General features: G+C 47.7%; 12 protein-coding genes. 5 read left to right on the top strand and 7 right to left on the bottom strand.

All coding sequences use genetic code 11. The annotated features are described in order from the left end of the window. Window positions 1-201 precede the first annotated feature (201 nt). The gene (locus BMY09_RS00965) at window positions 202-1221 is read right to left on the bottom strand and encodes a GlxA family transcriptional regulator (RefSeq protein WP_245756486.1); all 1020 of its coding nucleotides are present in this window, start codon (window positions 1219-1221) and stop codon (window positions 202-204) included. Between the two features lie 320 nt (window positions 1222-1541). On the opposite strand from BMY09_RS00965, the gene BMY09_RS00960 reads away from it, so the two are divergent. After that, window positions 1542-2438 (top strand): LysR substrate-binding domain-containing protein, encoded by an 897-nt coding sequence (locus tag BMY09_RS00960; protein WP_091352731.1) that lies wholly within the window; start codon window positions 1542-1544, stop codon window positions 2436-2438. Window positions 2439-2531: 93 nt separating this feature from the next. Here the strand turns inward: BMY09_RS00960 and BMY09_RS00955 are convergent, their stop codons facing one another. The 6 genes from BMY09_RS00955 to BMY09_RS00930 all read right to left on the bottom strand — a co-directional run bounded on the left by BMY09_RS00955 (window position 2532) and on the right by BMY09_RS00930 (window position 8340). Then, window positions 2532-3041, bottom strand: a complete 510-nt coding sequence (locus BMY09_RS00955) for a hypothetical protein (RefSeq protein ID WP_091352728.1) — start codon at window positions 3039-3041, stop codon at window positions 2532-2534. Window positions 3042-3221: 180 nt separating this feature from the next. Beyond that, the gene (locus BMY09_RS00950; RefSeq protein ID WP_091352726.1) at window positions 3222-3989 is read right to left on the bottom strand and encodes a creatininase; all 768 of its coding nucleotides are present in this window, start codon (window positions 3987-3989) and stop codon (window positions 3222-3224) included. A 2-nt stretch (window positions 3990-3991) separates the two neighbouring features. Then, window positions 3992-5590 (bottom strand): BCCT family transporter, encoded by a 1599-nt coding sequence (locus BMY09_RS00945; protein WP_091352723.1) that lies wholly within the window; start codon window positions 5588-5590, stop codon window positions 3992-3994. A 158-nt stretch (window positions 5591-5748) separates the two neighbouring features. Next, window positions 5749-6960: a M24 family metallopeptidase gene (locus tag BMY09_RS00940; protein WP_091352720.1), complete on the bottom strand. Its 1212-nt coding sequence runs from the start codon at window positions 6958-6960 to the stop codon at window positions 5749-5751. 347 nt (window positions 6961-7307) lie between these two features. After that, window positions 7308-7640, bottom strand: coding sequence for an AzlD domain-containing protein (locus BMY09_RS00935; protein WP_091352718.1), 333 nt, complete (start codon window positions 7638-7640; stop codon window positions 7308-7310). After that, the gene (locus BMY09_RS00930) at window positions 7633-8340 is read right to left on the bottom strand and encodes an AzlC family ABC transporter permease (RefSeq protein ID WP_091352715.1); all 708 of its coding nucleotides are present in this window, start codon (window positions 8338-8340) and stop codon (window positions 7633-7635) included. The genes BMY09_RS00935 and BMY09_RS00930 overlap by 8 nt, the downstream gene beginning before the upstream one ends. A 262-nt stretch (window positions 8341-8602) precedes the next feature. Between BMY09_RS00930 and BMY09_RS00925 the strand changes: the two genes are divergently transcribed. The 4 genes from BMY09_RS00925 to BMY09_RS00910 all read left to right on the top strand — a co-directional run bounded on the left by BMY09_RS00925 (window position 8603) and on the right by BMY09_RS00910 (window position 14550). Beyond that, window positions 8603-9649: a GlxA family transcriptional regulator gene (locus BMY09_RS00925; protein WP_091352713.1), complete on the top strand. Its 1047-nt coding sequence runs from the start codon at window positions 8603-8605 to the stop codon at window positions 9647-9649. Between the two features lie 624 nt (window positions 9650-10273). Next, entirely contained in the window at window positions 10274-11731 is a 1458-nt protein-coding gene (gene betB / locus BMY09_RS00920; RefSeq protein WP_091352711.1) for a betaine-aldehyde dehydrogenase, read from the top strand. Between the two features lie 21 nt (window positions 11732-11752). Next, entirely contained in the window at window positions 11753-13450 is a 1698-nt protein-coding gene (betA, locus tag BMY09_RS00915) for a choline dehydrogenase (RefSeq protein WP_091352708.1), read from the top strand. 197 nt (window positions 13451-13647) lie between these two features. Further along, entirely contained in the window at window positions 13648-14550 is a 903-nt protein-coding gene (locus BMY09_RS00910) for a choline ABC transporter substrate-binding protein (RefSeq protein WP_245756472.1), read from the top strand. The last annotated feature ends 68 nt before the right edge of the window (window positions 14551-14618 follow it).

Below are 14618 nucleotides of genomic sequence, written 5' to 3'. Positions count from 1 at the left end.
CCGGGTCTGGCGAGTCATCTCTGTTATCGTTATTAAGGTTGCTTCTGACACCACAGCAATAGCCACACGCCAGAAGCATTTTTCATGAGTTTGATAGTAGCGGGTCTGATAAACAGCCCTATGCTCGAACACGCCGGGTGTATGTCCAAATACGACAGGGGCCGAAAAAGTTCAGGAAGCGGCGCTTTACCTGCAACAGGATTAGCTTAGATTCTTTCTGAAGCGCTCCCTGAGCTGACTGGGTGACAAACCAAAATAATCTTTAAAGCAGTTGCTGAAATGACTTGATGTTACAAAACCAGAGGCTATTGCAACATCAGTGACTGAAGCGTTGCTCTGTAACAATAATCTGCGGGCATAAGTGACGCGCAGCTCCAGATAGTAACGCCCCGGAGATGTTTGCAAATAATTCTGAAACAGCCGTTCTATCTGCCTTCGCGAGATGCCTAAACACGCCACCAGATCATCCATACTTAACGGATCGTCAATGTTAGCCCGCATCAACTGAATAATCTCCAGCAGATTTTGTGGCATGACCGGATTTTCTTCGATACTCAGGAGTCTTGTATTACCCGGATCCACGACCTGATCACAACTGAGAATTTCCCGGATCGCCCGCATGATAGCCCGGCCTTTCAAGCGACCAATCAACTGCAACATCATCTCCAGCGCACTGGCCGGACCTGCACTGGTCACAACCTGTGACTCGATCTCTAATATATTTCCAGTGACAGATACTTTCTGAAAGCGCTCACGCATAAACGCATGATTATCAGGATGAAGTGCACAGTTGAGGTTATCCATCAAACCTGCATACGCCAGCGGAATAGCTCCGTTCCAGATTCCCGCAAAAATAATGTCGTTCTTTGCCGCTGATCTTAATATGTTGCTTAACTGATGATTTTCAGTCATTGAGCAGCGATATCCGCCACACAGAACAATCAGATCATATTTATCCAGACGACATGATTTAAGATCACTCAGTCCGCCATCCGTTGAGATCTCTATGCCCAGATCACTTCTGACCGTTGCATCACCTGCCGCATAGGTTTCAAAACTAAATAATGGTCCAGTGTGTACCAGATTCGCAGTCACTAAAGCATCCACAGCAGCAGTAAAGGACAACATCGAAAAGTGCTCTGGAAGAATAAAACAGACTCTTCGTATCTGAGTATCAACCTCGTCAAAAGGCAAAAAAGCTCTGTTAGCTTCCCGCCACAAGTGACTAAATTCTTTTTTGTTTTCCTGCGCTACAGACCTGAAAGCTCCTGGCAGGACTGTTTCTGTACTATCGGTATGATCAATATGCTTCAGCATTATTCTTATTCTCCATATCAGCACCCCGGCATCTCTTACGCTTAGAGCCAGAATGTAAGCACTGCTCTTCTAGGTTCAGTGCGTAGATCTCCCATGTTAAAAATCACACCAGCATAAGTCGAAGCAATAGTTTTAATAACAGCATTTGCATTACTTATGACTTATGGCGTAGAGTTCTTTTTAAGAACACCTCCTGTATAACAACCAAGCTTAGGCCTGACACAATGAAAAACTTGCCGATGGATCTACTGAGAACTTTTGTTACCATCAAAGATCTGGGTGGTTTCACTCACGCGGGTGAAATATTAGGTCGATCCCAACCCGCCATCAGCTTGCAGGTAAAACGTCTCGAAGAGCTACTGAACATCCAGCTTTTCAACCGGGCGGGCGGGTTAAAGCTCACAGAAGAGGGCCACCTGCTTTATGAATACGCCTGCAAAATTCTGGCGATGAATGACACTGTTGTTTCAAGGCTGGCAGCCCCTTCTGTCAGTGGTTCGGTACGCTTAGGCACCCCAAACGATTTTGAAGTATCCTTCCTCCCGGTATTATTATCAAAATTTTCTCAGTCTTATCCCAACATTACTCTAGATGTTATTTCTGACCTCAGTATCAACCTGCGGGAAGACTATAAAAAAGGGACTTATGATCTGGTTATGTCAATGGATGAATATCCAGAGCACAATTTTGAAGAAGACAACTTCATAGTTGAAAGCCTTTCATGGATAGCAAATCCCGGTTTCTCAATTAATAAAGATCAACCTATTCCTCTTGTTCTCTATCCAGAGGGGTGCATATATCGTAAGTACATTACCACAGCACTTAATAAAGCCAATATTCCCTGGCGGGTTATGTATTGCTCATCAAGCCTTTTAGGCATTCAGTCTGCTATCAAAGCTGGCTTAGGCATTAGCGCACTGGTTTTGAATACTATTCCTGATTTTTTTCGTGCTGCACACAACTTTAATGAGCTTCCAAAATTGGGCAAAGTAACTATTGGCTTAAACTATGATAATGCAAATCCAACGCCGGCAGTTGCCTTGTTACTCGACTCGTTACGTCAAGGACTAAAACAAAACCAACCTTATCAGGTACCACTTTCACCATTCCTTCAAAATTGAAATAATCTACCAACCAAGCACCAAAACAAAAAACACCGGCAACCCTTTCATAAAAACAACTAAACAATCCATAAAGTAGAAACAGCATTACAACTAGTAATTAACACAGCCTTTAATCCTGTCTATAGAAAATTCAATCTTCAGGTTGGGTGATAAACGTTGAATTGCTACTATTAAATTCATTTCAACAATAGGCCGTGTCAATCGAATCCTGATTTTAGAAGTAAACGATGTATCTCTATTCAAAAAACTTCTCGAATGATATTGATTAAGGTATTCAACAACTCCTCCATGACTCTCTAGAATATTTCGAATATCATGATCAAGCCCAAAACGATATCGTCCCTTTATATTCAGAATCATACAGTCAGAAAAATTAGAGTACTCACTATCGATATCATTAACGATAATATCAAGACCTTTAGCTGAATACTCTTCAAACATTTTACGAGCATACGATACATAAGCCATTGGCAAACGAACAGTGTACATCGTTGAAACATGCCCAGCGACAATAGTCTCTTGACTATTAAGAAAAACCCCTTCCATCAAAGCAATAGTCTCAACGAACTTATATTGAAGTTCAGGATTATCTCTACCCATCGTAGTTATTAACCAATTTTTCATAATCACTCGAGAACCTAAAACCCAAAAAAAATAAACGGAGTAATGTTAAAACATCGATAATTGACACAGCATACTTATCTTTAGTGAAAGATAAGCGAAAAAAGGCAATGTTCCGATGGTAAATTACTAATATTCACAACCGGAACATAAATTCAGTTAGTCTGAAAATTGCATTTGGATACTAGAGGAGATCCCCTTAACACAGACATCCATGAGTAGCTTGCCACTTTCCGCTGTTGCCTTACGAGCTGAAGAAAGAGTTCCATGTGATGGAACCCAGCCTCGATCTGAAGGAAAAATATCATATGGGGGAAAAGTTGCAGGAGCCTGATCAATAACTTTATCCATATTAACCAGCTCAGGATGCAGATGCAGCATCAGCGACGTTTCTAAAACGCCGCCATGCTCAACATCCCAACCAGTAAACCCATCAGGAAAAACTTGCTCAATGGTATCCTGATTTACATAATCCCAATATGACAACAACATCACATTAGCATCAATACCATCATGACGAAGGCGTTCAAGTGCCAGATCAATACCCTCGACAATGAACATCGAATTCTCATAATGACCATTGACCAGTACAAACTTTCGGTTACCATGCCGAGCGTATGCGACGACCACATCCCTGATCATATCAATCAACGTCTTACCATCGATACAGGTTGTACCTGGGAAAAAATTCCCTCCACCTGACTTCACCTGAGACTTGTAACCATAAGAGATTGGATGTGCTACCAGTGCATTAACAAGCTGCTCTGCAACACTGCAAGAAATAGCTTCAGGAATTAATACATCAGGATTCATTGACATATGAGGACCATGTTGCTCTATTGCGCCTATGGGAAGCAGAATAACGGCTTCACCATTAGCTACACGTGACTCATAAGTTTTCCAGTCGAGATCTGCCAGTTTCACCATCGTTAAACTCCTCTTTCAGTCATTACGACACTATATGATTCTTGTTTCAATCGGGATTCTTCCCTTACACCTTTAGCAAGTGCAAAACACATAAGCACCATCAACAATGAAAAAGGTAGAGCTGCAGTTATTGAAGCCGTCTGCAAAGTACTCAGTGCCGCGCTTCCTCCTGTGACCAACAATACCGCAGCCATTGCTCCCTGAATAACCCCCCAGATAAGACGGTGGCGTTTCAGCGGATGTTCTTCCCCTTCACTCATAATAGTTGTGAGCACCAAAGTTCCAGAATCAGAAGATGTTATAAAGTAGGTAGAAACCAACAGCGTTCCGCCAATAGTCGCTAAGTACCCTATAGTTCCTGCGTCCATCGCGGCAATTGTCGCGTACAGAGCATCAGCGACATTATTCTTAACTATGTCCGCAATCCCTCCTGGTCCAATCAGATCAATGTTCAGCGCCGTCCCGCCATAAGCCGCCAACCAGACAAATGATAATAAGGAAGAAACCCCGACAACACCGAAGATAAACTCTCTGATCGTACGCCCGCGTGAGACCCTGGCGATGAAGACTCCAACAAAGGGGGCCCAAGACATCCACCATCCCCAGTAGAAGACACTCCACCAACCTTGCCACATACTCTTCCATGTTGCATCTGCATCTCCCCATGACTGGGTTTGAGGCTCAATATAAACATTCATTGGGATAAGGTTAACCATGTAATCTATAGAAGCACTAACCAGAAGTTTAACAATATAAACGGTAGGTCCCAGCAACAGAAAAAATGCCAGCAATACAAAGGTAAGCCACATGTTAGCAACTGACAGGTACTTTATTCCCCGCTTTAAACCCGTTAGAACAGAGACCAGAGCACATGCACTAATCACAACAATCAAAACTAACTGGACTTTGATATTCTGGGGGATATCCCAGATTGCACTCAGCCCCGCATTAATCTGTTGCACCCCCAAGCCCAAGGAAGTTGCTATGCCAAATAAAGTGGCAAATACTGCAATGACATCAACAGCCACACCAATCCAACCATTCACCTTTTCACCCAGTAAAGGATAAAGTGTATAACGAATGCTTAGCGGCTTTTTAAGTCTGTAGCAAACAAATGCTAAAGATACTCCAACCACACAATAGATTGCCCAGGCGTTTAGTCCCCAGTGGAAAAAAGCCACCTTCATAGCATCTTCAGCCGCCCTGGTTGTACCAATATCTTCACCAAAAGGAGTACCACTAGAGAAATGATACATTGGTTCCGCGATAGACCAGAATATTATTCCAATCCCCTGCCCTGCAGCATATAACATGGCAAACCAGGCAAAATAGCCAAATTCCGGGCGTTCATTATCGTCTCCTAAACGAATTTTCCCATGACGACTAAATGCTAGCCATGTACAGAATGCCAGGAAAAAAGCTGTCAGCCCTACATACCAGGCATTTGCTGACAAAGTTATAAAAGTACGGGTTTGATCAATCAGAGCTGCTGACTGCTGAGGCGATATAAGTGTATATAGCGTAAATGCTGTAGCGACGGCTATAGAAATAAAGACAATATAAGGATTAACTCCTTTCATTGGCCCACTAGTAATAATCATTTTAGAACCCTCGTTGGACCTTATATTTAGGTCCTTTTTATTCTTATTAGAAAGACCCGCTGTCTAACATAACCAATGCTCAAATAAATCAGTTTAAGGTTCAAAACATTTATTCAGAACCTGAATTGATAAACAGCGGACGAGTACTACACTAAAAATCAGGATTTAACGATGTTATGTTCCGGACCGAACGGGAACTTAGTGATGTTTTCAACACTGTCTTCTCCGACTACAAGAATGTCGTGTTCACGGTAACCACCGGCACCCGCGAGTCCTTCAGGTAGCATCAGCATCGGCTCCATAGATACCACCATGCCCGGCTCAATGACGGTATCGATATCTTCCCTCAACTCCAGACCTGCTTCACGACCATAATAATGGCTCAGAGTCCCGAAGGAGTGGCCATAACCAAAAGTCCGATACTGCAGGACATCGTGCTCCAGGAATATCTCATTCAGTTCAGCAGCAATATCGCAGCAGCGGGCTCCTGGGCGAATCAGTTCCAGTCCGCGACGATGCACCTTACAGTTGATCTCCCACAGTTCCAGGTGACGATCTGAAGCAAACTCGCTGAACAAAGTACGTTCCAAAGCAGTGTAGTAACCTGCGATCATAGGGAAAGTGTTCAGGCTGAGGATATCGCCCGCTTCCACTTTGCGGCTGGTAACGGGATTATGTGCACCATCGGTGTTGATACCGGACTGGAACCAGACCCAGGTATCCATCAGCTCGCCATGGGGATAAGTGGCTGCGATCTCGCGCACCATCGCCTGCACGCCAGCCAGGGCAATTTCGTATTCAGGAACACCGACTGCAATCGCTTCACGAATAGCAGCACCACCAATATCAGCAACCCGTGCACCGTTTTTAATCACGGCGATCTCTTCCTCTGACTTGATCATGCGCATCTTCATAGTCGGCACGCCGATATCGGAAAAATCTGACGAAGGGAAAGCCGCTTTCATTTTTTCCAGGTTCTGCAACGGCATATGATCATATTCAACGCCGATGTTCGCGCCATCCTTTATGAGGTTTTTCAGGGCATAGAAGAAGTTGTCTTTCTGCCAGTCGGTATACACAACATTGTCACCTAACTGGTTGCGCCGATACGGCTGACCGCCATCAATATTCGCAGTGACGGTGGTATAGGAGTCCTGTGTAACAACCAGCCCATAGTCACGCCCAAAACGGCAATAAACAAAATCGCTGTAATAGTTAATATTATGGTAAGACGTAAACAGCACGGCCTCCAGATTACGTTCAGACATATACTGACGCAGTTTTGCCAGGCGGGCTCCCAGTTCCTCTTTTGAGAAAGTAGGCCTTACCTTTTCACCATTAGGGATCGACAAAGTTTGTGGCATCTGCATATTTAAAATCCTCTTATTTTTAATTTTATACGTATGACCTAAGACGCTTTTGCTGGTCTGAAGGTGATATCAGCAAGTTATTGGATGCTGTGAAATCAGATTAACCGTCACCAGGACATAATAGAAATCAATAGTTCTTATACAAACATTTACAATACAAATGACTCGCTATCATGTTCATCTAAGAGGATTTGTAGATATATCAAAGGAGAGAAAAGCACTTACAACAGAGCTTATCTCTAGCTCCGATTAACGATGTGAGGAAAGCTTTGGGCTTTATACATACAGAAACCTGACCGCCAGCAAGTGGCACACTCCTTCCCTGCAGCCCGACAGATCAAACGTGTCTAACCACTGATAAACCGCAATACCCAGAGACACAGCATACCGCCCATGACCGGCCAGAACACACTGCGGCTAAACTTAGCGATCAGAATCGCCACCAGGGCCGCCAGCAACTGAAAAGAATCAACCTGATATGCTGTCAGTGGCCGGGTAAAGATGATTGCGGGAATACACAGCGCCGCCAGAATCGCCGGGGGCAGTAACATCAGAATATGCTTGCTACGGGCGATCAGCGCTTCGGCGCTGCCATGCAACTGAATAAACGACAGCCGTATCAGAAAGGTGCCCAGCCCGACGGCAAAAAACAGCAACCAGAGCTGCAGATTCTCACTCATCAGAGGACGCCCCCTTCTTCAGCAACCCGGGCAACAGCAGACCAGCAGAGACACCGGCCACCACCGCCACAATAAATCCGGTATTAAAAGGTAACTGTTGGAACAGCACCGCACAACTACCGGAAATAATCGCCACCATAAACAATAACCGACTGGTAATGGTAGTCACCAGCATCGCCAGAAAGGCCAGAGGGATGGTGAACTCAAGTGACCAGCCCGGCGGGATTCCGGCACCCAGCACAATACCCAGCAGAACCGAGATCATCCAGGTGACATACAAAGCCAGGGTCGCCCCGGCCAGATACCAGATACGTTCTGCCGTGTTTTTTTGCATCTGCTCAGGCATTGAACAGAGTCCGTAGGTCTGATCCGACAGCATATAGGCCAGGGTAAAGCGATACCGTTTGGGCAACGGCCCCAACAACGGTGCAAAGGTGGCACTATAGATGGAAAACCGCAGATTGATCACCATAGCGGTTGCCAGAATAATGACAAATGGCGCGTTATCCTGAATCAGAGAGTAAGCAGCCAGCTGAGCAGATCCGGCAAAAAACAGCGCCGTCATCCCCATCACCATCTCCGGGCTCATCCCCAGCGATATACCGGTTGCCCCAACAATCATGCCAAACGGGGCCGCCCCGGATACCAGTGGCAACAGATCCCTGACACCCAGCCAGAACTGCTGACGATAGTCCTTCAATTAATCTTTCCTTACGACAAAAACAGAACCCAAGCCCTGTCATTAAAGTTCATAAAACCATATAAAGACATTGGGCTACTGAAAAAATCAGAGGTAACATCAGACAATAATTTTACGGGACAGAGAACATAACAGCAGATACTTATAGCGGCAACGTTGTACACTTAACTTTTCAGGGATATTGTTCAACGGATCAACCTGCTACTGAAACAATCCCGCACGCTCAGCTCAACGGTATAGCCCGATAACCAGAGATTCAAACATGCACGACACCAGCAAAAAACGTGATTTCAGCTCAGCCATGCGCAGCAGTAACAGTTGTTATCTGTCTGCTGGGGTCGCACCGGACAAACCGGTCAAGGTCGGGTTTGTGCTGCTGGAACATTTTTCGATGATGGCTTTCACCGCGGCAGTCGATGCGCTGGTCACCACCAATCTGGTACGCACGGCGCCGCTGTTTGAGCACATTATTCTCGGCGTGGATTCGCGCAAAGTCCTGAGTGATCTGGGTATTGAGATCGCTACCAACACCACACTTGAGCATTTCACCATTGAGCACCGCGGCAACATCGATATTCTGATCGTCTGCGGTGGTTTTCGTTGCGACCTGAACGAAAATCCGCAACTGACTGAAACACTCAAAGCAGCCGATAAACTCGGTCTGACCCTTGGCGGTATCTGGAATGGCAGCGTTGCTATTGCTCATGCAGGTCTGTTAGATCAACAACGCTGCGCTGCGCATCCGGATAACCATGCGTATATCCGTGAGCAGTTTCCCCGGGTTGAAGTGGCTGATACCGCACTGGTCATCACAGAGCGATGTGTCACCTGCGCAGGCCCTGTCAGCGCACTGGAAATGATGTTAACCCTGATCCGAAAACAGTATGGCGGCGATATTGTCCGGGCAATCCGCGAGATTCTCAGTTGCGATCAGGTTGCCGAAAGCGGCGGTAAAATGAAGTTACAGGCCGGGGACGATCCCACCCACCCTGAGAATCTTCGTTCCCTGATGCAACTGATGAACAACAATATTGAAGAGCCTTTAACCCTGGAAGAGCTGACCGCCCACGTTGGTGTCTCCCGACGGCAGATGGAACGGCTGTTCCAGACCCATCTGGAAACCAGCCCTTCCCGTTATTATCTGGAACTGCGCATTACCCATGCCCGACGCCTGCTGCTGCAAACCAATGAAACCATCACCAATGTCGCTCTGGCCAGTGGCTTTGTCAGTACCAGTCACTTTAGTAACTGTTATAAGGATTATTTTGGCATGTCACCCAGCGCGGCACGCCAGAAACAGCACAGCTGAGTTCTGGCCGTTTTTCAACCCGCTCACTTAACCTTTTTACCTTTCTACCTACTTTCCCTTGCCCTACGCCCCTTTCCAAACGCACCTGGCTATTATCACCCTTCTGTATCAGACATTTTCGCCCCACCCTTCTGTGCTTCCATTCAGCAGCTACAACCAGTTAACAAACACCGGGGGCCGATGAGCCAAGAGCAACACTCAATGCCATGACCGATATTTCACCGGTTATGTTTACTGCCCGTTCACGCCAGAAATATATCTTTTTACGACACCACAGTAAACAAATGTATAAATTTCAACCAGAACAAAAATATTGAATTAATTGATGTAAATCAGACAGTTATAATAAGACACACAGAAAAATATAAAAAAACACTCTCTATAATCGCTGGCACCAGCCTTTAAGATTCTAAAAACGACACCGATCTTTTTTTGACATTTGCCTATAAAGTAGCCAGTATTATTTTTAATTAAACGATCAATTAATAAAAATCATCATGGCAGATGGCTCTTCATTGTCTCTCAGTGGCCAAGTTTATTTACGTCACTTTGCCAGTATGAGTGAAATACCAATAGCGATGCCGGATGCAGATCTCTGGCAGCGAAGATACGAGATAAAAACCGATGCAAACCGCTTTATATATCAATGGCCGTTATCAGGAAGCCACCTCCGGTGAAACCTTTACTACGATCAATCCTGCCACCGGGGAGACCCTGGCAGAGGTGCAACAGGCGTCACTGGCGGATGTCGACCTGGCTGTTGCATCAGCCAAAGAGGGCTTCAAAGTCTGGTCTGCAATGAGTGGCGCAGAACGGGGCCGGATTCTGATGCGAGCGGTCGCACTGCTGCGCGAACGGAATGATGAACTGGCACTGCTGGAAGTACTGGATACCGGTAAACCACTACAGGAAGCCAACTGCGTCGATATCGTCACCGGCGCTGATGTCATTGAATACTACGCCGGGCTGGCGGCAACCATTCATGGACAACAACAGGATCTGGGCGGCACCAACTTCTTCTATAGCCGCCGCGAACCACTGGGAATCTGCGCCGGTATCGGTGCCTGGAACTATCCGATTCAGATCGCTATGTGGAAATCGGGCCCGGCTCTGGCGGCCGGCAACTGCATGATTTTCAAACCCTCAGAGGAAACCCCGCTGAGCGTGCTTAAACTGGCAGAGATCTTCACCGAAGCGGGTCTCCCCAACGGCGTATTTAATGTCGTACAGGGTGATTATCGCGTTGGTCAGGCACTCTCCCGCCACCCGGAGATCGCCAAAGTCTCTTTCACCGGCGAATGCGGTACCGGCAAGAAGGTGATGGCCGATGCGGCTGGCTCCCTGAAAGAGGTCACCATGGAGCTGGGTGGTAAGTCACCGCTGATCGTATTCGGGGATGCCAATCTTGAAAATGCGGTTGCAGGCGCAATGCTGGCCAATTTCTATACCCAGGGGGAGGTTTGCACCAACGGTACCCGGGTGTTCGTCCACGACAGTATCTACGATGAGTTTGTGCGCAGAGTCGCTGAACGTACCGAGCGAATGATTATTGGCGATCCAACGGACCTGAAGACCCAGGTCGGAGCACTTATCTCTGCCAGTCATATGGAAAAAGTCCTCGGCTTCATTGATGCGGCTAAAAAAGCAGGTGCCCGTTTGGTGTGTGGTGGAGAGCAGGCAGTGGAAAACGGTCTGGACAAGGGCTGCTTTGTAAAACCAACCGTATTTGCCGATTGCACTGATGAGATGCCTAACGTCAAAGAGGAAATCTTCGGACCGGTGATGTCGATCCTGCGTTTCAGCGACGAAGATGAGGTGATCCAGCGGGCCAACGATACCAGCTATGGACTAGCCGCGGGCATTTTCTCGACCGATTTCTCCCGTGCTCACCGGGTGATAGCCCGCCTCCAGGCAGGCATCTGCTGGATCAACACCTGGGGCGCATCCCCCGCCGAAATGCCGGTTGGCGGCTATAAGCAATCGGGTATTGGCCGGGAAAACGGTATCGAAACCCTAAATCACTATACCCAGGTCAAAAGCGTCTATGTCGAACTGGGCGATATTGAGTGTCCGTATCAGTAACAGTTTTTTAACGGTAGCAGTATGACAGATCAGAACAGATACGATTACATCATTGTTGGTGCTGGCTCCGCCGGTTGCGTCCTGGCCAACAGGCTCTCTGAGGATGGCAACAGCAGTGTATTACTGCTTGAAGCAGGCGGCAGCGATAAAAGTATTTTTATCCAGATGCCCACCGCCCTCTCCTATCCAATGAATACCCCCCGATACGCCTGGCAGTTTCATACGGAAAAGGAACCCTATCTTGATGGCCGTTCGATGCACTGTCCCCGGGGTAAAGTGCTTGGGGGTGGTTCCTCGATTAACGGTATGGTTTACGTGCGCGGCCACGCCTGTGATTTTGATGAATGGGAGGAGCACGGCGCCAAAGGCTGGGGTTATCAGCAGTGTCTGCCCTACTTCAAAAAGGCTGAAAGCTGGGCTAAAGGGGGTGATCAGTATCGTGGGGATAGCGGACCTCTGACCACCTGCGGTGGCAACGACATGCAGCTCAACCCACTCTATCAGGCGTTTATTGATGCCGGCAAAGACGCCGGTTATCCAACCACTGAGGACTACAACGGTTATCGTCAGGAAGGCTTTGGCACGATGCATATGACCGTCAAAAATGGCGTGCGGGCATCCACTTCAAACGCCTACCTGCGTGATGCAATGAAACGTAGCAACCTGACACTGATCAGCGGCGTTCTGAGCCGCAAAGTGCTTCTGGATGGCAAACGCGCTATCGGTATCGAGTTTGAAAAAAATGGCCGGATCACTGAAGTGACTGCGGGCAAAGAGGTGATTCTGGCAGCCGGTTCTGTGGGGTCTCCCCAGCTGTTGCAACTGTCCGGTATCGGCCCTGAAAAAGTCTTGCGGGATGCCGGGGTTAATGTGGTGCATCACCTGCCCGGTGTCGGTGAAAATCTTCAGGACCATCTGGAAGTGTACTTCCAGTATCACTGTAAGCAACCGATCACACTAAACAGTAAACTGGGGCTGATCAGTAAAGGCCTGATCGGTACCCGCTGGATGCTCTTCAAAGATGGTCTTGGCGCCACCAATCATTTTGAATCCTGTGGCTTTATCCGCTCAAGAGCAGGCCTTAAATGGCCCAATATCCAGTATCACTTTCTCCCGGCGGCGATGCGCTACGACGGTGGTAAAGCGATTGAAGGCCATGGTTTTCAGGTGCATGTCGGTCCAAATAAACCGGAAAGTCGCGGCCGTATCTGGATCAGATCTGCCGATCCTGAAGATAAACCCGCTATTCTGTTTAATTACATCAGTACCGAACAGGATAAGCAGGACTGGCGCGATACCATTCGCCTGACCCGTGAACTACTTCATCAACCGGCCATGGATAGCTACCGGGGCGATGAGATCCAACCGGGGGCACGAATAACCTCCGATGAAGCGATTGATCAGTGGGTTCGGGAAAACGTTGAGAGTGCCTATCACCCCTCCTGTAGCTGCAAGATGGGCGCGGACGACGATCCGATGGCAGTGCTCGACAGCAAGTGTCGGGTGCGGGGGATTGCGGCGCTCCGGGTGGTCGATTCATCGGTCTTCCCAACCATTCCCAATGGCAATCTCAATGCCCCTACGATTATGGTGGCGGAAAAAGCAGCAGACATGATTCTGGGTAAACAGCCTCTTGCTGACGCCAGTGCTGAAGTCTGGATTGATGAGCAGTGGCAAACACGGCAACGACTGGGGTGTGCAAAAAGACAACTGGTTTAACGCTGGCAGGCAGGCTGACAAGCTGCCTCAGGCTGTACCGAAACCCGGTGCAGCTCGAAATCAATAATGGGATAAGAGAACCGTTAGCACATATAAAATTACTAAATAAAGGGTATCTATCAATGACGACACAACGGAAAAAAATCAGCAGGAAATCTTCCCTTCGCAGGGGTCTATCAACCGTACTGGGGCTGGCTATGGCAGCGGGATTCTCTGCTTCGGGGGCATTTGCGGGAGAGTGCGATAATGTTCGTTTCTCAGATGTAGGCTGGACCGATATTACTGCAACCACCGCAGTGACCAGCGAGCTTGTTTCTGGTCTGGGTTATAAACCATCCACCCAACTGCTCTCTGTGCCGGTCACCTATACCTCTCTGGCCAATGCCGATATCGATGTTTTCCTCGGTAACTGGATGCCCACCATGGAAGCGGATATCGCTAAATATCGCGAAGCCGGCAGCGTAGAAACCGTTCGGGCCAATCTTGAGGGTGCAAAATACACGCTGGCAGTACCTAAATACGCCTATGACGCAGGCCTGAAAAGCTTTGCCGACATCGCCAAATTTAAAGATAAACTCAAAGGCCGGGTCTACGGCATTGAACCAGGTAACGATGGCAACCGCCTGATTCAAAGTATGATTGATGATGATGCCTTTGGCCTGAAAGGCTTCAAACTGGTTGAATCAAGCGAAGCCGGAATGATCTCTCAGGTATCCCGCGCAGCTAAACGGGAACAGTGGGTTGTCTTCCTGGGCTGGGCACCTCATCCGATGAACGCCAACATTGAGATGGAGTATCTGTCCGGTGGTGACGACTTCTTCGGCCCTAACTACGGCGGCGCCAATGTCTATACCAATGTACGCAAAAATTATACTGAAGAGTGTCCGAATGTCGGACACCTGCTGAAGAACCTCTCCTTCACACTGGAGATGGAAAATCAGATCATGGGGTCTATTCTGGATGATGGCATGAAGCCAGATGCGGCAGCCCGTGCCTGGTTAAAGGCTCACCCGGAGACACTGAACGACTGGCTACAAGGTGTGACCACACTAGACGGCAAAGATGGCCTGACCGCTGTTCGCGCCCATCTCGAACTTTAACACGCTGATACGTTCCCTCGCTGAGGGTTCGTCTATCACGATCGTTCAACCGCAGGCAGATTAACCAT

It is taken from the genome of Amphritea atlantica, assembly GCF_900111095.1.
GTDB classification, from domain to species: Bacteria; Pseudomonadota; Gammaproteobacteria; order Pseudomonadales; family Balneatricaceae; genus Amphritea; species Amphritea atlantica.
The sequence above is the reverse complement of the archived record's forward strand: the minus strand, read 5'-3'. Positions and strand labels throughout refer to the sequence as shown.